The organism is Flavobacterium aquariorum, from assembly GCF_003254745.1.
GTDB classification, from domain to species: domain Bacteria; phylum Bacteroidota; class Bacteroidia; order Flavobacteriales; family Flavobacteriaceae; genus Flavobacterium; species Flavobacterium aquariorum.
In genome coordinates this window covers 220666-238823 of the sequence record NZ_QKXH01000006.1, presented here as the reverse complement: position 1 = coordinate 238823, position 18158 = coordinate 220666, and the positions used below count along the sequence as shown (strand labels likewise).

24 protein-coding genes are annotated in these 18158 nt (G+C 40.4%); 10 read left to right on the top strand and 14 right to left on the bottom strand.

Going from position 1 to position 18158, the window contains the following annotated elements; translation table 11 throughout:
• Window positions 1-34: 34 nt before the first annotated feature.
• Window positions 35-268 carry a hypothetical protein gene (locus DOS84_RS11215; RefSeq protein WP_207802052.1) on the bottom strand — a complete coding sequence of 78 codons (234 nt, stop codon included), beginning with the start codon at window positions 266-268 and terminating at the stop codon, window positions 35-37.
• 785 nt (window positions 269-1053) lie between these two features.
• Between DOS84_RS11215 and DOS84_RS11210 the strand changes: the two genes are divergently transcribed.
• The 8 genes from DOS84_RS11210 to DOS84_RS11175 are packed head-to-tail and all read left to right on the top strand — an operon-like array spanning window position 1054 to window position 6533.
• Window positions 1054-1431 (top strand): single-stranded DNA-binding protein, encoded by a 378-nt coding sequence (locus tag DOS84_RS11210; protein ID WP_111410207.1) that lies wholly within the window; start codon window positions 1054-1056, stop codon window positions 1429-1431.
• Window positions 1432-1476: 45 nt separating this feature from the next.
• Window positions 1477-2550 carry a DUF932 domain-containing protein gene (locus DOS84_RS11205; protein ID WP_111410206.1) on the top strand — a complete coding sequence of 358 codons (1074 nt, stop codon included), beginning with the start codon at window positions 1477-1479 and terminating at the stop codon, window positions 2548-2550.
• 51 nt (window positions 2551-2601) lie between these two features.
• Window positions 2602-3000, top strand: a complete 399-nt coding sequence (locus DOS84_RS11200; RefSeq protein ID WP_124020637.1) for a hypothetical protein — start codon at window positions 2602-2604, stop codon at window positions 2998-3000.
• 42 nt (window positions 3001-3042) lie between these two features.
• Complete coding sequence (locus DOS84_RS11195; protein WP_111410204.1) at window positions 3043-3579, top strand: PRTRC system protein E; 537 nt, start codon at window positions 3043-3045, stop codon at window positions 3577-3579.
• Between the two features lie 17 nt (window positions 3580-3596).
• Complete coding sequence (locus DOS84_RS11190; RefSeq protein ID WP_099715392.1) at window positions 3597-3815, top strand: PRTRC system protein C; 219 nt, start codon at window positions 3597-3599, stop codon at window positions 3813-3815.
• A gap of 14 nt (window positions 3816-3829) precedes the next feature.
• Complete coding sequence (locus tag DOS84_RS11185) at window positions 3830-5008, top strand: hypothetical protein (RefSeq protein ID WP_341537930.1); 1179 nt, start codon at window positions 3830-3832, stop codon at window positions 5006-5008.
• The gene (locus DOS84_RS11180) at window positions 5005-5727 is read left to right on the top strand and encodes a PRTRC system protein B (protein ID WP_111410202.1); all 723 of its coding nucleotides are present in this window, start codon (window positions 5005-5007) and stop codon (window positions 5725-5727) included. The genes DOS84_RS11185 and DOS84_RS11180 overlap by 4 nt, the downstream gene beginning before the upstream one ends.
• A complete protein-coding gene (locus DOS84_RS11175) occupies window positions 5727-6533 on the top strand; it encodes a PRTRC system ThiF family protein (RefSeq protein WP_111410201.1) in 807 nt (268 codons plus the stop codon). The genes DOS84_RS11180 and DOS84_RS11175 overlap by 1 nt, the downstream gene beginning before the upstream one ends.
• Before the next feature lie 482 nt (window positions 6534-7015).
• On the opposite strand, the gene DOS84_RS11165 is transcribed toward DOS84_RS11175, so the two are convergent.
• The 13 genes from DOS84_RS11165 to DOS84_RS11105 form a co-directional block, all read right to left on the bottom strand.
• Window positions 7016-7303: a molybdenum ABC transporter permease gene (locus DOS84_RS11165; RefSeq protein WP_111410285.1), complete on the bottom strand. Its 288-nt coding sequence runs from the start codon at window positions 7301-7303 to the stop codon at window positions 7016-7018.
• A 122-nt stretch (window positions 7304-7425) separates the two neighbouring features.
• Entirely contained in the window at window positions 7426-7869 is a 444-nt protein-coding gene (locus tag DOS84_RS11160; RefSeq protein WP_111410199.1) for a DUF3872 domain-containing protein, read from the bottom strand.
• Between the two features lie 11 nt (window positions 7870-7880).
• Window positions 7881-8441, bottom strand: a complete 561-nt coding sequence (locus tag DOS84_RS11155) for a conjugal transfer protein TraO (RefSeq protein WP_111410198.1) — start codon at window positions 8439-8441, stop codon at window positions 7881-7883.
• Window positions 8442-8465: 24 nt separating this feature from the next.
• Window positions 8466-9359: a conjugative transposon protein TraN gene (traN, locus tag DOS84_RS11150; protein ID WP_111410197.1), complete on the bottom strand. Its 894-nt coding sequence runs from the start codon at window positions 9357-9359 to the stop codon at window positions 8466-8468.
• Window positions 9360-9384: 25 nt separating this feature from the next.
• Complete coding sequence (traM, locus tag DOS84_RS11145; protein ID WP_111410196.1) at window positions 9385-10716, bottom strand: conjugative transposon protein TraM; 1332 nt, start codon at window positions 10714-10716, stop codon at window positions 9385-9387.
• Window positions 10703-10969 carry a nitrogen regulatory IIA protein gene (locus DOS84_RS11140; protein WP_243636368.1) on the bottom strand — a complete coding sequence of 89 codons (267 nt, stop codon included), beginning with the start codon at window positions 10967-10969 and terminating at the stop codon, window positions 10703-10705. The genes traM and DOS84_RS11140 overlap by 14 nt, the downstream gene beginning before the upstream one ends.
• Before the next feature lie 40 nt (window positions 10970-11009).
• A complete protein-coding gene (locus DOS84_RS11135) occupies window positions 11010-11438 on the bottom strand; it encodes a hypothetical protein (protein WP_111410194.1) in 429 nt (142 codons plus the stop codon).
• A 10-nt stretch (window positions 11439-11448) separates the two neighbouring features.
• Entirely contained in the window at window positions 11449-12072 is a 624-nt protein-coding gene (gene traK, locus DOS84_RS11130) for a conjugative transposon protein TraK (RefSeq protein WP_111410193.1), read from the bottom strand.
• Between the two features lie 21 nt (window positions 12073-12093).
• A complete protein-coding gene (traJ, locus tag DOS84_RS11125) occupies window positions 12094-13089 on the bottom strand; it encodes a conjugative transposon protein TraJ (protein WP_111410192.1) in 996 nt (331 codons plus the stop codon).
• Window positions 13090-13092: 3 nt separating this feature from the next.
• The gene (locus DOS84_RS11120; protein ID WP_111410191.1) at window positions 13093-13725 is read right to left on the bottom strand and encodes a DUF4141 domain-containing protein; all 633 of its coding nucleotides are present in this window, start codon (window positions 13723-13725) and stop codon (window positions 13093-13095) included.
• Window positions 13726-13758: 33 nt separating this feature from the next.
• Window positions 13759-16254, bottom strand: a complete 2496-nt coding sequence (locus tag DOS84_RS11115) for a TraG family conjugative transposon ATPase (RefSeq protein WP_111410190.1) — start codon at window positions 16252-16254, stop codon at window positions 13759-13761.
• The gene (locus tag DOS84_RS11110; protein WP_111410189.1) at window positions 16251-16580 is read right to left on the bottom strand and encodes a DUF4133 domain-containing protein; all 330 of its coding nucleotides are present in this window, start codon (window positions 16578-16580) and stop codon (window positions 16251-16253) included. The genes DOS84_RS11115 and DOS84_RS11110 overlap by 4 nt, the downstream gene beginning before the upstream one ends.
• 11 nt (window positions 16581-16591) lie before the next feature.
• Complete coding sequence (locus tag DOS84_RS11105) at window positions 16592-16897, bottom strand: DUF4134 domain-containing protein (RefSeq protein ID WP_024981713.1); 306 nt, start codon at window positions 16895-16897, stop codon at window positions 16592-16594.
• A 250-nt stretch (window positions 16898-17147) separates the two neighbouring features.
• Here DOS84_RS11105 and DOS84_RS11100 point away from each other — a divergent pair, with 250 nt between their 5' ends.
• On the top strand, window positions 17148-17522 hold the full coding sequence (locus tag DOS84_RS11100) for an ArsR/SmtB family transcription factor (protein ID WP_111410188.1): 375 nt from the start codon (window positions 17148-17150) through the stop codon (window positions 17520-17522).
• Window positions 17519-18124, top strand: coding sequence for a mercuric transport protein MerTP (merTP, locus tag DOS84_RS11095; protein ID WP_111410187.1), 606 nt, complete (start codon window positions 17519-17521; stop codon window positions 18122-18124). Before DOS84_RS11100 ends, merTP begins: the two co-directional genes overlap by 4 nt.
• Window positions 18125-18158 lie beyond the last annotated feature (34 nt).

Here is an 18158-nt window from a genome sequence, read left to right as displayed (position 1 = left end):
TTTTTTTTCGAGAATTATAATGACGCATAACTATTTATATTCTTGCGACTGGTTTCCCCTTTAAGCTTTCACTTACAAGTCTTGAAAAAAATATTATAAAGAACTCTATATCAACTCCCAAACTTGCGCTTTCAAGAGCTGCCATGTAAGAATCATGTTCTTGAACAGGAATAGCAGTCCAAGGGAATCCTCCAGAGGCCAACATCACATTCATTAGGAATCTTGCCATCCTGCCATTGCCTTCCATAATAGGGATGTATGTACACAAATATGAAGTAAAACATAAACTAGCTTATTGTGCTGTACTGTAATTAGCCTATCGTGTCGCACGTGAATTAGCCTATCATGCAAAATATAATAAATAGATTAATCAATAATTTTACCAATAATGATTGTGAGGTTTCCTGAAGGATGATTTTGAATCATCATCAGAGATATAGCATTTGTCTGCTCATTCATCATGTTCACGTTATGCTTACGTTCACGAAAACGCGAACACTTAATATTAGTGAACAACTATGTAGTTATTTAGCCGTATAACAACATCAGCACCCACTACTTGTGCTGTAACTGCATCTAATATTATTAATCAATAACTCTATCAACAGTAGTTTTTAAAAAAAATCTTAAACATCGATTTAGAGATTTTGTCATATTGATGAAATTTTCTGATCATTAGAACCATTTCCCAATCTCTTCGTTGCTTCCCCTTCATTTTTGTATTCAAAGAACCTGTATGCTTTTGTCTTATTTCAGGAGCAAAGGTAATTCCGTGTTCTTAACGCAATAGCAAGGCCGGGTCCTGCGGATTTGACAAAAAATCTCCACCCATCCGGGTTGTATTTTTTGTCAAAGCCTTGCTATTGCTAAACACTAACCTTTTTATGCTCATGAAACAAAACATAGCATACTCCGGCTCTTTAGACGAATAAAAAAAATGTCAGCAATGAAAAGTAAAATATTAAAAATGGATTTGATGAAACAAAACAGCACCTCCTCTCATTGCCGAATAAAATTTCAAAAAAAAATTAATCACTAAAAATCGTAGAAATTATGAACATCACAGGAAGAGTGACAGCGGATGCGCAGGTACGCAACGTGTCGAACAGCAAAACAGTAGTAAACTTTTCGGTAGCCATCAATGACAGCTACAAAAACAAAGTGGGCGAACGCATTGAGCAGACAACGTATTTCGACTGCGCATACTGGCTTAGTCCAAAAGTAGCGCAGATACTCACAAAAGGTACGGTGGTAGAACTTACAGGCAAAGTGAGCGCAAGAGCGTGGACAGGCAGTGACGGACAACCGCACGCAGGACTGAATTTCAACACCTCGCAAATCAAACTGCACGGGGGAGGTAAAAAAGCAGATGCGGTACAAGCTCCTACAGTAAATAACAATGACGATACAAAGGACGACCTCCCATTTTAACTACAGGTTTTCAAACAATTTTTAAACTTTTTAAATCATTTTATCATGGCACATAATATCAATTTCAACGAGAGTACAGGGCGTTATTCATTTTTCAGCGTTCAGCAAAAGGCGTGGCACAATTTAGGTCAAATTGTAGAGCAATACCCAACAAGCGAAGAAGCCATAAAACACGCAGGCTTAGACTATGAAGTCATTAAAACACCCCTCTATACAAAAGGTTCGGGCATTATTGAAACGGCAAACGGTATAGAGATAGGCAATAATGAACTGCACGTTCCCAATTACTTTGCCAATATGCGCACCGATAACAATGCCATATTGGGTGTAGTAGGTAAAGATTATCACATCGTACAAAACCGTGAAGCGTTCAATTTCTTTGATGCAATTGTAGGCGGTGGCGAGGGAATAATGTATGAAACCGCAGGAGCATTGGGACAGGGCGAACGCATATTTATCACAGCTAAACTGCCCGATTATATCCGTGTAGGCAATGGAGATGACGTTACAGAAAAGTACATTTTCCTAACCACTTCGCATGATGGCAGTGGAAGCATAACAGCAGCCTTCACCCCTATCCGCATTGTTTGCCAAAATACCCTTAACGCCTCGCTTCGTAATATGAGCAACGTGGTACGCATCAAACATACTTCGGGAGCAAAACAGCATTTGGAAAATGCCCACAAACTTATGGGCTTGGCAGATACCTTAAGTACACAGTTAGAGGGAATATTCAACCATTGGGCTAAAGTAAAGGTAACTGACCGAGAAGTAAAAAAACTAATCCAATTAGCTCTTTGCCCGAATAAGGAAACATTGGATTTGCTTAAAAAGGGTGCGGAAGATGAAGTTTCCACCGTGTTCAAAAATGTGGTGCAGGATGCCTTTGCCTACGCTATGACAAGCGACACCCAACAAATGGACACCACCAAAGGAACTTTGTTCGGAGCGTACAATGCAGTGACAGGCTACTATCAGAATGTACGCAATTACAAAGACGATGAAGCCAAGTTACAAAGTATTGTAATGGGTGGAACGGCTCAAATCAAATCACAGAAAGCATTTGAATTATGCACTGCCTTTGCAATAGACGGTGCGGAAATCTTAAACCTTAATTAAATAATCACGGGCTATCGCCTTAAATGGTGACAGCCCTTAAAAACAACAGCTATGAATATCGGAATTATAACATATAAGGAATACGAGGTAAAAAACATAGGGCTTAATTGGAATTTCAATTTATCAGAACTGCTCCACATTATGTTGAATAACAAAGATTTTGTCCGTTTTGAAATCTTTGACCCAAACAACAACCTCTTACTGTCATCATACTATCCTAATGTTGAACAGAATGGGGTATATATCGAAGTTGTCAAGATTAAAAAAGAGACAGGAATTACTGGAATTACGTATGATGCATTCAGAACACCATCAACTATCCGCAGGATAAAAGTACGTTGGAACGTAAACGGTAGAAGGTTCAGAACGAAGAAAGGAGCCCTTGAATATGTTTATTGGGCAAACAGAAGAGCAACTTTGAAAATTGAGTCGTTCGTTGACCGTAGATAGTCTTAAAAAAGAGCCATGTAAAAACAATTAAATTTTAGAACGATGAACACAAATTTTTTCAATCAGATAGCCCAAATGGGCATTACAGGAGATTTACAGCTCACTATTTCAAAGGGCATAGAAAACAACCTTATTGTTTCTATAATACTTTTAAATGAGCAATGTGGAGATAACGCAAAACAACTGATACCACCACTTAATCTTAGGGGAACGGCAGAAGAATTGGACGAGGGATTTTTTCAGCAGATAACAGCTCCTTTGCAAACCGCTTCAGGTTTAATGGTAAATATGGAAGCCTTTATGAAACAATTGGAAGAAGCTAAAAAGCAATCGGCAATGGAAAAGGAAAAAGGCGAAAAAGAGAAAAAAGAACAGGAATCCAAAGATAAGAGGTTTAATGATGGTATGGCAAAGGCAGACGAATTGGAAAAAGAGGGCAAATTCCGTGAAGCGTGGATGAAAGTACCCGAAATTACCGACTACCCCGAAAAAGCGGACGAGATACGAAAACGCAAATCGGAACTATCAGACAAGTTTTCTTCAACAGGTCTATTTGCAACAGAACAACCTAGTGTTTAATACAAAATCCAAGAGTTATGTTATTAGCAACACAGTTAGAAAGAGTATTTATACTTAAAGATAAAGGACAGGACATCAGACTGACCGACCCCGAACCACGTTGGAGTGTGGAAGCGGTATTGAATTTTTACGCCAATACGTATCCCATACTAACCACGGCAAAAGTATCTGCCCCTATTATCCGTGATGATAGGATAGAATACAAATTGGAAAGCGTAATGGGAACAAAAGGTTAAACCAAAAATCAAAAATGATGAACTATGCAGCACAATATCCTATCGGGAACTATCAGCATACCCCAGCAGAAAATACAACGGCAACTTCACCGACAATTGGGAGAGTTCGCAAATTGGATGCAGAGAGCCAAAGACACAAACGAAGTACGGAAAGACAAGCAGAAATCTGTACCGATAGCTATGCTACCAATGCTTTTCTAAAGTGTACGTTTCTGCCAAAACTGAAAGCAGTGCAATCCGTACAGGCTTGTAAGAGAACTGCAAAAACGGAGAGGGATTTTTACAAGTCCCTTTCCCAACTTGCAGAACATTATGGCATTGAGCCTTTACAAACGCAGGATTACGGTTACCCCTACAATATGGCTTTGGCTATGTGGGATGCTGAAACCAAGTTAAAAAAGAACAATGTCAATTGGGATACTTTACGTTTGGTACAGGACAGTAAGAAAACATTTTTTACAAGCGAAGAACGATACAGTACAGGCACAACCCTGTACTATATTCCAATTGTTCCACTCTTTCAAATGCTCAATGACCCAAAGCGTAAAAAAACGGCTCAATTGCTTATTTCGGTTTGCAGTTATCTGTACCATATTGCCGATATACCCTATTACAGACAGGAAAACAGCTATCTGTATTGGATGTACGAAATGATGAACGATTGGGTCGAACAGGATGATTATACCGAAGAAACGGACAGCTATATTGCAGAGATTGTAAAAGCAGAATGGATAGGCGAACGAGTAGAACAGAAACTATTCAATCGCATCAATTTACAGGTATTTAAACAGCGTTTAAACAACTTCAAAACCCGTGACACATTCGACTTGGAATGCCAAAAAGTGGCTTGCGATGCCTTTGCCCTTTATGCACAATATCCACACGAGAGCATTTTTCGAAACGCTCCAAGACCCGAAGAAGAACCCTATAATGATGAAAACGACTCCGAAACCGTTGGAATGGAAAAGTACATCTCCTTTATAGCAGATACCACAGGCTGGTTGTATGAAAGGCTTGCCGACAGTATAAACAATGAGTTTAACGAGTATGGAGCAATGGAAGAACCGACCATTTGCAAACGCTTTGACGGAAGCAACATAACTCAAACCAACCTTGATTTTGAGAACCGTCTGTTTGCCCTTTTGGACGAAATCTGCACACTACTGTATGATTATAAAACAACAAGAAAATGAACAATGTAAACGACATAACCGAGAATTTTGGAACGCTTTACCATCCAAAATCCGCATTGGTTTTTTACCAAACCAAAGGAACGAATACAGATATGTACGTGGAGCATTTTGATATGGACAAAAATGGAAATCCTGTCAATGCACATCCACTAACCGTAAATGAAGCTAAAGTATTGGCAAAGGCTTTACACACTGATAAAGAAAAGGAGAAAGACTTTTTAAAGCCAAAAGGAATTTTGCCGACCAATATACTGCACATCAATCCGAGTGAAAAAGGCACGGTGCTTTGGTACACCAAAGCACAGGAACAGCAATTGTATTTTGTGGACGGTTTGGGCATACCCAACGGCAAAGCATATGTACCGCCAATGCTTTGGTATGCCAGTAAAAACAGCCTTGCTGTATTTGCTCTTGCAACTGACAGAAGACCAAAAGAAAATACACCATTGAATTTTGCTCCTTTCTTCAACATTTACGAAGATGGTAAAGTGTGTATGGGAACTGTAAGTATAGATATTAAAAATTCCGCTTCTGTAGAGGAATTTATAAGTGCATGGGAAGACTACTTTTTTAACAGCTACTTCAGCCATTTATTAGGAAAACAAAATCCCATAAAAGGAAATTGTGTAAGCCTTTGGAAAAAGCTGATTGAAACAGGTGAAGCTTTCCCAAAAGAAGTATTAAAAAAGAACAACAAAACCATTAAAAATCTATTGTGATGAATACCGAGAAACTAAAAATACATTTTAGCGATAATTATCTGATAAGCCCCACCAATCCCATTACCCTAAACCTAATCGGTGCAGGTGGCACAGGCTCAAAGGTTTTGACCGCTTTAATGGAAATGAACCATAGCTTAATCGAATTGGGACACGCAGGGTTGAATGTCCGTTTGTGGGATGATGATACTGTGACCAATGCCAATTTAGGAAGACAGCGTTTTGCAGAAAGTGAAACAGGGTTGTACAAATCCGTTGCACTCATCAACCGTGCAAATCGCTTTTCAGGGACAAATTGGAAAGCCGAAACCGCAAAGTTTGAAAAGGACAGTTTGGGCAGAATACCAGAAAATGCACAGGCAACTATATACATTACCTGTGTGGACAATGTACAGGCGAGATTTGGGGTTGCTGAGATACTGAAAGAAATTAGTAATCATAGACACCACAGGGACGAACCGAAATATTGGTTAGATTTTGGCAACAGCCAGCATACAGGGCAAGTTTTGCTATCCACCATAGGAAACATTCACCAACCCGATTCGGAAAAATACGAAACGGTGGCAAGCCTGCCAATGATTACAGAAGAATTTGGAGAATTATTGAAGCAGTCCGAACAAGAGGACGACACACCGAGTTGCAGTTTGGCGGAAGCATTGGAGAAACAGGATTTGTTTATCAATTCCTCTTTAACCCAGATGGGCTGTTCGCTTTTATGGAGCTTGTTTCGCTACGGTATGACTCCGTATAGGGGCTTTTTTCACAATCTGAAGAACTTTCGTACCCATCCCGTAAAAGTCGCCTAGAAGCCTGAATCGGGCGCAAAAAGACACTCCCTCCTATGGTCGGGAAAGTCTTTTTGCGTCAAATCGGTACAGCCACTTTGGAAAAATGCCCCCACTCAAACTTCCTCACTTCACATTTTACCAAACAGGCTGCAATCTGATTTATAAGGGATATTCATTATCCCTTTTGTTGTTTTTGGGGACTTCTTTTCTTTCCACATCAGCGGCCAAAGAAAAGAAGCAAAAGAACGCCGTTTGGTTAGAGTTGGATTTTAATCTTTTACAGTTTAAGGTTTTATTCCTTAAATTTATAATTTAAAAAAACAGTTACATCGGAATTACCAAATGTTCCTATGCCTATGATAGATAATATAGAATTACATTTACAAATATATCCTAAATATTTAAATAACAATATTTTATATATTTTTATTTAAACAAAGTATTTAACAATTTAATATCCATCTTTTAGCTAATTTTTTTTGCGCTTTTGAATATTAACGTTACACAGACAGCTCTGTTTTTACTCCTTGCTGTTGTTTTTCCTTATCCTTTTTCATCCTTGAATATGACCACAAAAAAAGAATGCTAATAACAATCAAGCCGTATGCAAGCCACTTGCCTATTCGTTCCAAGAAGCGGACAAACAAAGATGCCTCAAAACTCGAAAAACCTTCCAAACCAGCCATATTACGTCTGTAAAACTTTCTGCGGCTTATCCAGTAAATAAGTCCTATGCTTATAACAAGGGAAATAATACCCAGTACCAATTGAGAGGTAACTGCATCCATAATTACAAAGATTATAATCCAAATAAATTTAAACAAAATCATCTTATGAGAAAAGTTGAAAATCAAAAAACCGACTTGCACGTAAAATCAGCAGGCCGGTTTTGATTTATTTCGTTTTCATCTTAGTCACTGTTGTTAAACTCAAAACTCAACTGCTTTTCGTTCCCGAAATTATCCGAAATCCATACGTCAAAGGATTGCGATACAGTGGAGTTTGAAGTATAATAGAGCCTAAATTGCTTCGCCTGCAACGAATACAAATCGTTGGGCAGATAAGGCGGTTCTTCATAATACTGCAAAGTTCCTTGTCCATCAAACTGAAAATAGCGAAGATAGTATTGCGCGTTACTACAATTGCCGGTTGGCTGTATTGTCAGCCTGATTTCCAAAGTATTGCCATTAGCAATTTCTTTGGGTATGGGCATCACTTTTACCTCAAAAGGGAAATCATTTTGTATTTCCAGTTCTTCTTTGCTACAGGATGTAACGGAGCTTGTCAGAATTGCCAGCAATACATATATTATTGGCATTAATCCAAGTCTGAGTTTATTAAAAAATGCTATCATAATTTTATCTTTTAAAAGTTAACTCTCAATCCCACACCAGCAGAAGGTCGGAATTGTTTTAAGTCCGTACCCCACAGAACTTTTGTACGTCCTTGAAGAATCAGTACTAAATGGTCAGACAGGTATGTTTCAAAAGACAGCCGTCCGCCTGCGCCATAGATAAAATTGTCCTCAGTCAGTATTTTTGCCCCATCATACAACAGAGTTTCGCCTCGGTTAATGCTTTCATACCCCAGCACACCTGTTATTGCTGCATTCAGGCTAATGTTCCTACGGGCATCGCCCAGCAGGAAGAAACTGTATCCACCTTCAGCCGAGTAGGTTTCCAGTGGTAAGCGGAAGTCTTTATACTCACCATACTGATGCGTATATTCCAAAGCCCAAAGTTGGCAATTGCCATTTTTACCGTTTACGGTCATACCGATATTGAGGTAGTAGTTCCTGCCTGAATGGTCATCGGATAAGGTTCCTGCGTTTACTTCCAGCCCTTTCTGTTTAGGCAGCATTCGTTGTGCCTGTGCGATAGTGAAGCCTATAAGGATAAACATCGCCGTATAGATATACTTTTTCATTTTTTTATTACGTTTAATAGATTACTAAAATTTAAGGTGCATATCGGTAATCAAACGAGCCTTAATCAAATCGGAATTTTCTACTTGAAGGGTTTGATGCCTTCCTCCGTTCTTCTCGAAAATCTCAATCAACAACATCTTGTCATCGGCAATGGTAAACTGGTCCAACAGAAATACATTTTGTTCCGTTGTTTTTCCGTCAATTTCACCCAGTGGCTTATAAGTGCGTAGTGGAATCATTGGTCTTTCCTGTACCACGGTACGCTTTGCAATCTTTTTATCCACTACCTTGAAATTGATAAAATCAATCTGAAAAGGAACATTGGTCCGATTTACGAGTTCCGTATGGAAATAGTATTTACCGTTGTGGATGTATATTCCTTTCAGGATAAACTGTATGCCGAAACTTTTCGCCCCGATATGCTTTACAATACGCCTATCGTTTTTGTAAATGGTTTCCAATAACAAACCTGCCAGAGATGGAGAATTGTTTCCCAATTCTTCAAAAAGCACTTCGTTCCCGCCCGCTTTATCCACTGCCTTTTGCATTGATAGCAGGTCATAACTCAATGCCTCTGGGCATGAATTATAATGTACATTGAAGCTGTAAAAGCGGCCATCATTGGTGATTACAGAAAAATTTGTCTCTGGTGCAAACTCTCTTATCGATGCTTTTACACGAAGTACATTTTCCGCATCTTGTGCTTTTCCTGCAATAAGGTATTCACTGCCCAAATCTACATAGCGTATAGCAGTTGGGAAAATCAGATGTGAAGTTTTGTCATAAGTAACTTCCATACAGAACGGTTCTATCTTGCCCAATGTAAGAGAAGTTTTTGCACTGTCCTGTGCAAAAGAGGAAATGGCAAAGCCAATGATCAGGGCAAATGCCCACAAGGTTCTAAAATGATTTTTCATTGTTTAATTCTATTTATGTTTTACATTATTTTTTGGAGACAAGAAACAGTTGATGACCTGCCTTTAAGGTAACTTTCGGTGTCTTCACTTTTTTGGAGAAATAGCCCGAAATGCCCTGTACTACCCCACGGCTCAAATCAGCGGCAACCTGTTGTCCTGCTGATTGGGTAAGCATCAGGCTTGTACCGGATTGCTGGCTCATATTGCCTGCCATTTCGCTAAGGGCATTCATTTCGGGCGAATACGGCACATGCAAACCCTGCTGGCCGTCCAGATCATAAATAGTAATATCAACCAGGATGATGTTTCCGTCCAGTTCTATGGAAGTAACCTTCATCTGTAAACGTCCTCCCTCAAGTTTGGCGTTAGCCGTTAAAATTGTTCCCTTGGGAATGGTACGATTAGGCGTTTGGGCCGGTTCCAATAAGCGGAGGCGTACACCGCTTTCACCGATAATGGTCTGCGTTTCCTGTACACAGGCTTTGATACTGTTTTTGGATTGTACCACTTGCTCTAAAGCACCTGCAGTATAAAAACGGCTGTTCTTGTTTTGACTCCAATCAGCTAAAAAGACACTATCGGTAGGCTCACGGTACAAGGCGGATACGGTGTTCTTTCTTGTAGAAGTGAATGCCACAAACTGCTCTTTTTTTTTAGTAGAAGAAGAAGACTTAGAAACAACACCATTGGCAGGTACTGCTTCTCCCGTATTTGTGCCTGAAGGAAGATATTTTGCAGCCATCTGATAGGATTTCTCCATTAATGCCAATTGGTCATCTACTGTTACTCTGGCTGGAACATCTTTCTCAGCCAGTTTTTCCTTTAATTCTTCCAATTGCTTACGGAGTTCCTTCGTTTCAGAATTATCCTCCTTATAGAAAGAGCCTAATGTGCTTTGCACGTTGCGGTAACTGTTCAAAACTGGATTACTTTGTTTTCCAGATCCGTTGACACTGTTATAGCCTTCTTCCTCTTCAGCCAGCTCCTCTCCCAGTTCACCTTTTTCGTCTGTATTCCAGTAATCAGAAAGAGATGTGAGATCGTTTCGTTTTTCCTCGTTCTTACGTTCCAGCATTTCCTCCTCATATGCCTTACCCTTATCGGCAGGCATTCCTATATCCGTAGCCTGAGGTACGACTTCGTTCAGTCCGATTTTCTCCATTTCTTTTTTTTCGGAAGATGGTTTAAAAATCAGGTACATACAGCCGAGGAACACAATACCCATCAAACCAAAGATGAGTGGCTTTTTAAGCTTTTGAATTTTGTCCTGTGTACTGTCTTGCAGTACATCATCGGTTGCTGCTGGGTTACCTTCCGTTACCCGAACAACCGTTTTTTTGTTCTCATTTACTTTCATAAATCTTATTTTTATAAATTGTTGTTAATGTATCCTGCAATTTTGTAGGACTTTCATTTTTATTGTGGATGGGGTTCTCGATATGCTCAATGCCTATATCGTTACGGGACTTTGAAGTTTCATACCATACTTTGCTAATGACCCCCGCAGTAAGTAACAGATAACCCACAAAGAAGTACAGCATACATTGATGCTGTTTTTGTATTGGCAATACCCGCCAACGTTCATCCAGCTTGTCAAAGTACCTTTCCATAGTTGCTCTTAATTTTTTCATAGCCTTCTAATTTCTTTTGTTATAGCTTGAAACGCTTTGGACTTTTTTCTGCCTCTTGCTTCGGTTCTTCACTAACCAAAGCGATTGAAGCAATCGCTTTGGGTACGGATAGTATAGAAAGGTCTGTCAGAGCTGATTTTTTCATCAGTTGTCCGAAGCCATCTTTTTTTGCTACCTCCATTCTGTTGAGAGAGAATTTGCCGTTCAGGTATTTTACCCACATACTGCATTCTACACGAGGCTTATCTTCTCCCGACCATTGCAGATAGCTTGTCAGCAACAATTCCAGTTTAGGCAAATTGTCGGCACCCTTTTGGCAACTTTCGAGGTATTCACAGATACTGTCTTTTAGCTTTCCGGGATACGCTCCCTGAGTGTGGAAATAACCGCTATATCCTTTTTCGGTAAGGTTTATAGCGAAAGTGTTTAAATCTGAAAATGTTTCCATACGATTATTTTTAGCGTTCGATGACTTCAATGTCCTTGTTTTCGACCACCGAAAATTTTTCTATATTGAAGCCCTGCGGGTTATTGTCCGAACGGACGGAATTGACCAGATAGCAGGAAGTAACCAGATTACGTTTAGTCACATTGCTGGAACGGATGATGAACTGTTTGGCATAGGTGCGAACCGCATAGGGATACCTGTCGAAATTGCAGACCACACTATCCACTTCTATACGTTGCTGCACATTACCTGATATAATACGGTTGTAATATCCCTTTTCCGAAAGGTCTTTGTAATAATCAAAGGCACTTTTATCGGCAAGATTAAACGCCCGTCTCATATTACTTTCGATAGCATTCTTATCGGGAGCCAGCGTAAAGAACAGTTCGTGAAAACGTCTTACATGTTCCCTTGCTTCGACAGGACGGTTGATAGATGCATCCTGTGCAAGTGCGAGCATCAGCGATTTTCCATTGTCCAATACATAAATTTTCTGCCGTTGTTGCTCCGCAAAATGATAGGACTGCCATATGGTATATCCTGCCACTCCTGTGCAGAGTATAGCAAAAACGATAGCGTACAATCTTATCTGCCTGAAACTGTTTTCGATATTTCTTAGCGTTTTAAATTCCATTTTCTTGAATAATTAATTGTTTTATTTGCTCATTAGCCTGCCGCCGATATTTCCTATTGCTGAACCGGCTCCCGCTCCTGCAAGGTTTCCTGCTTTCTTTCCATAGCTCTCTATTTGCTTCATATAGTTTCCAGCCCCGCCGGCCTGAATAATCCAGCCTGTCACAGTCGGAATGGTGAAGTACCCCACGATGCCAATGATCATAAAAATCACATACACAGTATTTGAGGTATCGGGAATAAAAGTCGGGTCAGCAAGCATTTCGATATCCCTTTCTATAATAAGGGATTGTATCTTGGCAAGCATGGAACTGAACAGGTCTGCTACGGGCAGCCATAGATACACGCTGACATATCGGGTAAGCCATTGCGTAAGCGTGGACTGAAATCCATCCCAGACCGATATGGCAAAAGCTATCGGACCCAAAATGGACAACACAATCAAAAAGAAAGTACGTATGGTGTCAATCACCAAAGCAGCTGCCTGAAATAGAATTTCCAGCAATTCCCTGAACCAGTTTTTTACAGACTGCTCAATGCTGTACATCCCTCTTTCCATATACATCCCAGACATCGTGGCTAGATCCGATGGCGACCAGCCCAATTCTTCCAGCTTTTTATCGAACTCTTCGTTCGATACCAAATAGGCGTTTTCAGGATTTCGAAGCATAGCTTCCCGTTCCAATAGGTCTTTTTTGGTCTGTAGGTCGTTCAGGTCAAGCACCTGATTTACGAGGATGGCATGCGTCCCTTGCACTATCGGGCTAAGGATTGCATTGATTGTTCCAAGTATCATGGATGGGAAAAACATGATGCAAAGACCTAAAGCAAAAGGACGCAGTAAAGGATACACATCAATCGGCTCTGCCCTGCTTAGTGCTTGCCATACTTTAATAGCTACATAGAATAAGGCTCCCAACCCAGCCACTCCTTTAGCCACTGCCGCCATATCGGCGGACAGCGGCAGCATCTCATCATACAAGGAACGCAGGACTTCGTGAAGATTATTAAATTCCATAGCTTACCAGTATTTTTGGTTAGCGGTTCCGTAGAGTTCGAGTACTCTTTTACTATTATTCTGTTTTTTTGCCCTTAGAAAGCTTACTGATATATTTTTGTTCGTATAATAGCGTACAAGGCTGTGGTATTCCTTAATTTCTTTGTACACACGGTCAATAATATCCATACGCTCTTTGTCATTCAATGACAAACTGGAAGAACTTACGATCTGTTTGAGTTCTTTCAGCAGTTCGGTACTTTCGTTAAGCAGTGCTGCATAACCATTGGCAATAGCTATTAATTCTTGGGCAGAAAAATTGGGATCATTCATCATTTTGCCAAAATTCTGAACATACATTTCTGAAACATCACCAACCAGCAGTACAGTCTGCTGTACCTTACGGGCATCTTTTACTAGATTGTTGACGGCCTGCAGCTTATCATAGTATTCTTTGCCTTGATTATACACTTTTTCCACTTCCTTGAAATTTTTAACAACATTGGATACCGTGTTTGAAGTCTGTACAATTTCATTGGCACTGTTAAGAATGCCTGAAGCCAGATTTGCAGGATCGGTAACCACCCATTGGGCTTTTGCGTACGGTGCTACAGCCAACATTAGAACTGTACACACCATGAACATTATTTTTTTCATTGTTCTTCGATTTTTAAATGATTACTAATTGTTTTACTTTTCTCTTCTTTGCAGAGCTATCCGCTTGATAGCCTGCTCTACATTCCCGCCCAGTTCACCGGCAAGCCGCATCACTTCCATTTTCTCCGTTTCTTCGGTAGTGTAGGCAAGATATTCTTCAACAGACACTTCTGTGGCATATACCGCCGAATGGGTTCCACCCAAGCCAATCCACACTTCCTTATAAAGCCGTGACGGATCATTATTCATGTTGATGGAAAGTACCTGTGCCTTTTCTTTGTCTGTAAGTCCAAGCATAGCCTGTATGTCATCAAACTTATTCATGTACTTGCGCTGGTCGAGCAGGATTTTACAATCGGAATTATTGATGATACTTTCCTTGACAATGGGCGATTGGATGATGTCATCGACTTCCTGTGTTACTACAATAGCTTCACCGAAAAACTTCCTAACCGTTTTAAAGAGATACTTTATATATTCTGCCATACCTTCCTTGGCAATCGCTTTCCAAGCCTCTTCAATCAGTATGAGTTTGCGGATACCTTTGAGTCTTCTCATCTTGTTAATGAACACCTCCATGATGATGATGGTCACGATTGGGAAGAGGATTTTGTGGTCTTTGATTGCATCAATTTCAAACACAATGAAGCGTTTGGAAAGCAGATCTAACTGTTTATCGGAATTGAGCAGGTAATCGTATTCGCCTCCTTTGTAATAAGGTTCCAGTACGTTCAGGAAGTTGGCAATATCAAAATCTTTTTCCCGAACCTGTTTTTCTTCCAATACCTTACGGTAATTGCCCTGAACATATTCATAGAATCCATTGAAAGAAGGATATACCTCATCTTGTTTGATACGTTCAATGTAGCCGCTTACCGCATTGGATAATGCTACTTCTTCGGAACGGGTCGGCGGTTCGTCATCACGCTTCCATAAGGTCACTATCAGCGTTTTGATGCTTTCTCGCTTTTCAATATCAAAAACACCATCATCAGTATAGAAAGGATTGAAGGCAATGGGATTGTCTTCTGTGTAAGTGAAGTAAACCCCGTCTTCGCCTTTGGTTTTCCCCTTAATAAGTTCACATAACCCCTGATACGAGTTACCCGTATCCACAAGCAGGACGTGTGCACCTTGCTCATAGTATTGCCGAACCATGTGGTTGGTAAAAAAAGACTTACCACTTCCTGAAGGACCCAATATAAACTTGTTCCGGTTCGTGATAATGCCACGCTTCATTGGCAAATCGGAAATATCCAAATGGATGGGTTTTCCGGTCAGACGGTCTGCCATCTTGATCCCAAATGGCGATGATGAATTGTGATAGTTGGTTTCTTCTGTGAATAAGCATAAAGCAGGCTCAATGAACGTATAAAAACTTTCTTCACTTGGAAAATCGCCAGCATTTCCTGGCATTCCTGCCCAGTAGAGCGTAGCCACATCCGTGGTATTATGACGGGGCTTACATTCCATCAGTGCCAAAGCACTGCCGCAGTCGTTCTTTAACTGTTTAAATTCAACGGGATCATCTGACCAAGCCATAATGTTGAAGTGTGCCCTGATGGACGATAGTCCAAAACTGTGTGCTTCGTTCAGGTAACGCTCTATCCATTCTTTATTGATTTGGTTGGCACGACTGTAACGAGCCAATGAGTGCATATTCCTTGCGGACTTCTCAAACTTTTCCAGATTGTCTTCACTGTTATCCAAAAATAGATATTGGTTGTAGATGTGATTACAGCTTAATAGCAAGCCCACTGGAGCAGCGAACGACAAACGGCAGTCGCTCCGGTCGGTAGATAGTTTTTCGTAACGGGTATCTGCTGATACTGTTGAGGGCAAGTCGTCTGTATCGGATAAGGTGTGCAGACACAATCTTTTGTTGCCAACACGTACTTCCTCAGCTCCCAATCCGATGTCCTGCATTGGTGTCCCGACCTCCCTCGACAGCGTTAGATACTGTTCCAATAACCCCTGTTTTTCATCCGTACCAATGATGTCCTCTTCTGTAAGACGTCGCAAACCGATAAATCCGCTGTCATTTGCAATACGTTCAAATTGTCCAACGGCTTCCATGAAACGATGGATCACTTCCTTGTCCCTGATTTCTTTTGGTATAAGAGCACCTTTGCAAAGCGATGAAAAATTGCTCTGCATTCGCATTCTTTCCTTAGTGGTCTTGGTTAGGAACAGGTAGCAGTAATGATTAAGAAAAGGACGTTCATTAAAATGCTGCTGATAAGATTTACCCAAAAAACTCAAACTATCATCCGCAATGTCGGGCGCATAGTTTTCCTTGATGTACCAGTCCTGTTTATGGACAACTGTATAATCGGGCAACGTCTTGATTGCTTTGTGCCAAGCGGAATGAATGGCTTCATATTCCGCAGAAGCCACCGTAAAGAGTTCCGGCAAACGTACTTCAAAACAAGCGGTAATGTCTGCATCCTTTGACAGAATACAATTGTTTTCTACCGCAAGTAAGGGAAACTTATTTTCCAGCGTAGTGGTCTTGGCTACATTTCTCATAAGGCATTCGATTTAGAAGTGAACTGTAAATAGCGGTGTAACGGCTTGCGACAGATGATATATCGTGGGTGTCTTTTTCTTGCCCCAATTTTCATCAGCCCGTGTTCCCCATACTTTTTGTTCAATGAAAAGGTCTGCCATACAATCAGCGAAGCACCGCCTGCTCCAAGCAACAGGCAGATATAAGAGTTTACGCCAGCCATATACATTATCATTACAAGAATCAGTGTACCAAGCAGTCCGCCTGCGAAAATGAACAAGTATTGTGCTTTCAACCCCTTAAATTCTACTGTTCTTCCGATGCCTTTATTGATATTGTAATTCATAAGGCAAGGGATTAAAGAAAGAATGAACGTAAAATGGTAGCGGCTACGATTAAGAAGATACACGCACCAAACCAACTTGCTGCAGTCTTGCTTGTATCGGGATCTCCGCTACTGAACTTACCGTACACTTTAACCCCTCCAATGAGACCTACCACGGCTCCAATAGCGTAGATGAGTTGTGTGGCAGGATCGAAATAGGACGTAACCATTTGTGTGGCTTCGGTGATACCAGCTGAACCGTCTCCCTGTGCCAACACACTGAAGCCTGTCAGCATTGCCATTGTTGCCAGCAGGATTTTTTTTCTTTGTTTTTCCATGATTTTAACATTTTAAATTGTTATTGTCTTCCCGCACCTTACGGGCTTTCGGAACAAAGATGTTTCGGAAAACGAGGCGCTATAACAAAGTGACAGTAAGTGGAATTGTTTGGCGGTGTGTGACCAAATGAGCTAAATTACTCACTGAATACAAAAATTAAGAGCTGTTGAAAAATACATTTAATCATTTGCTTAAATAAGAAAACTATTTGTATCTTTGCTGCGTTATTAAATCCTAAACAGGAAAATTATGGAAAACAATCAATCGTGTATCAGAGTGTTTGCCGACAAGGTTCAAATAGACAATTGTCGGGAAATACTTCAAGCCAACGGCAAGGCATTCAGTCAACTGAGTGGACTTTTAGCATTGGCAGCAAACGAAGTAAGGTTGAAAATCTTATTTCTCTTAGAAGAAGAAAACGAACTCTGTCCTTGCGACCTTTCAGACATTCTCGGAATGAGTATCCCAGCCGTTTCCCAACATCTTAGAAAACTCAAAGACGGAAACGTCATTGAAGGAAGAAGAGAAGGACAGACCATTTTCTACTCTTTGAAACAAGAGCAACTGACTTTACTTCGACCATTTTTTAAACACATTAACAATTCAAAAAAGGAAACAGTATGAACAAGAAAAACAACAAACTTGCCGGAGCGGGAGTGCTTTCGGCAATAGCAGCATCACTTTGCTGCATAACACCTGTATTGGCTCTTATTTCAGGAGCATCAGGAGTGGCAGCTACCTTTTCGTGGATGGAACCTGCAAGACCTTATCTTATTGGTATAACTGTTTTGGTATTGGGCTTTGCTTGGTATCAGAAACTCAAACCAAGAACAGCCGAAGAAATCCAATGCGATTGCGAAGAAGACGAAAAGAAACCTTTTATGCAGACCAAAACATTTTTAGGAATTGTAACCGTGTTTGCTGTTTTAATGCTTGCTTTTCCATACTATGCACAGATTTTATACCCTTCAAACGATAAAAAAGAAGTTGTAATCGTCAATGCTTCGGACATCCAAACAGTAGCTTTTGATGTAAAAGGAATGACTTGCAATGGTTGTGCTTCACACGTAGAAAATGACGTAAATAAGTTGCCAGGTATTGTTAAGGTAGATGCGAGTTACGAAGAAGCAACTGCCAAAGTGAAATTTGACCAAACTAAAGTGAGCTTGGCTCAAATTGAAGAAGCCATCAACGGTACAGGTTACAAAGTAGTTGGCAAGAAATAGTATTTTTTTGCTTTTCATATTTAAGAATTTAATT

Excerpts from the sequence above, each read along its gene's own strand:
- DOS84_RS11160 (WP_111410199.1), bottom strand. The coding sequence starts at position 7,869 with ATGATAGCATTTTTTAATAAACTCAGACTTGGATTAATGCCAATAATA.
- traK (WP_111410193.1), bottom strand. The coding sequence starts at position 12,072 with ATGGAATTTAAAACGCTAAGAAATATCGAAAACAGTTTCAGGCAGATA.
- DOS84_RS11200 (WP_124020637.1), top strand. The coding sequence starts at position 2,602 with ATGAATATCGGAATTATAACATATAAGGAATACGAGGTAAAAAACATA.
- DOS84_RS11185 (WP_341537930.1), top strand. The coding sequence starts at position 3,830 with ATGATGAACTATGCAGCACAATATCCTATCGGGAACTATCAGCATACC.
- DOS84_RS11155 (WP_111410198.1), bottom strand. The coding sequence starts at position 8,441 with ATGAAAAAGTATATCTATACGGCGATGTTTATCCTTATAGGCTTCACT.
- DOS84_RS11175 (WP_111410201.1), top strand. The coding sequence starts at position 5,727 with ATGAATACCGAGAAACTAAAAATACATTTTAGCGATAATTATCTGATA.
- traM (WP_111410196.1), bottom strand. The coding sequence starts at position 10,716 with ATGAAAGTAAATGAGAACAAAAAAACGGTTGTTCGGGTAACGGAAGGT.
- DOS84_RS11110 (WP_111410189.1), bottom strand. The coding sequence starts at position 16,580 with ATGAATTACAATATCAATAAAGGCATCGGAAGAACAGTAGAATTTAAG.
- DOS84_RS11100 (WP_111410188.1), top strand. The coding sequence starts at position 17,148 with ATGGAAAACAATCAATCGTGTATCAGAGTGTTTGCCGACAAGGTTCAA.
- DOS84_RS11140 (WP_243636368.1), bottom strand. The coding sequence starts at position 10,969 with ATGGAAAGGTACTTTGACAAGCTGGATGAACGTTGGCGGGTATTGCCA.
- traN (WP_111410197.1), bottom strand. The coding sequence starts at position 9,359 with ATGAAAAATCATTTTAGAACCTTGTGGGCATTTGCCCTGATCATTGGC.
- DOS84_RS11115 (WP_111410190.1), bottom strand. The coding sequence starts at position 16,254 with ATGAGAAATGTAGCCAAGACCACTACGCTGGAAAATAAGTTTCCCTTA.
- merTP (WP_111410187.1), top strand. The coding sequence starts at position 17,519 with ATGAACAAGAAAAACAACAAACTTGCCGGAGCGGGAGTGCTTTCGGCA.
- DOS84_RS11135 (WP_111410194.1), bottom strand. The coding sequence starts at position 11,438 with ATGGAAACATTTTCAGATTTAAACACTTTCGCTATAAACCTTACCGAA.
- DOS84_RS11165 (WP_111410285.1), bottom strand. The coding sequence starts at position 7,303 with ATGGATGCAGTTACCTCTCAATTGGTACTGGGTATTATTTCCCTTGTT.
- DOS84_RS11120 (WP_111410191.1), bottom strand. The coding sequence starts at position 13,725 with ATGAAAAAAATAATGTTCATGGTGTGTACAGTTCTAATGTTGGCTGTA.
- DOS84_RS11105 (WP_024981713.1), bottom strand. The coding sequence starts at position 16,897 with ATGGAAAAACAAAGAAAAAAAATCCTGCTGGCAACAATGGCAATGCTG.
- DOS84_RS11180 (WP_111410202.1), top strand. The coding sequence starts at position 5,005 with ATGAACAATGTAAACGACATAACCGAGAATTTTGGAACGCTTTACCAT.
- DOS84_RS11195 (WP_111410204.1), top strand. The coding sequence starts at position 3,043 with ATGAACACAAATTTTTTCAATCAGATAGCCCAAATGGGCATTACAGGA.
- traJ (WP_111410192.1), bottom strand. The coding sequence starts at position 13,089 with ATGGAATTTAATAATCTTCACGAAGTCCTGCGTTCCTTGTATGATGAG.
- DOS84_RS11210 (WP_111410207.1), top strand. The coding sequence starts at position 1,054 with ATGAACATCACAGGAAGAGTGACAGCGGATGCGCAGGTACGCAACGTG.
- DOS84_RS11205 (WP_111410206.1), top strand. The coding sequence starts at position 1,477 with ATGGCACATAATATCAATTTCAACGAGAGTACAGGGCGTTATTCATTT.
- DOS84_RS11190 (WP_099715392.1), top strand. The coding sequence starts at position 3,597 with ATGTTATTAGCAACACAGTTAGAAAGAGTATTTATACTTAAAGATAAA.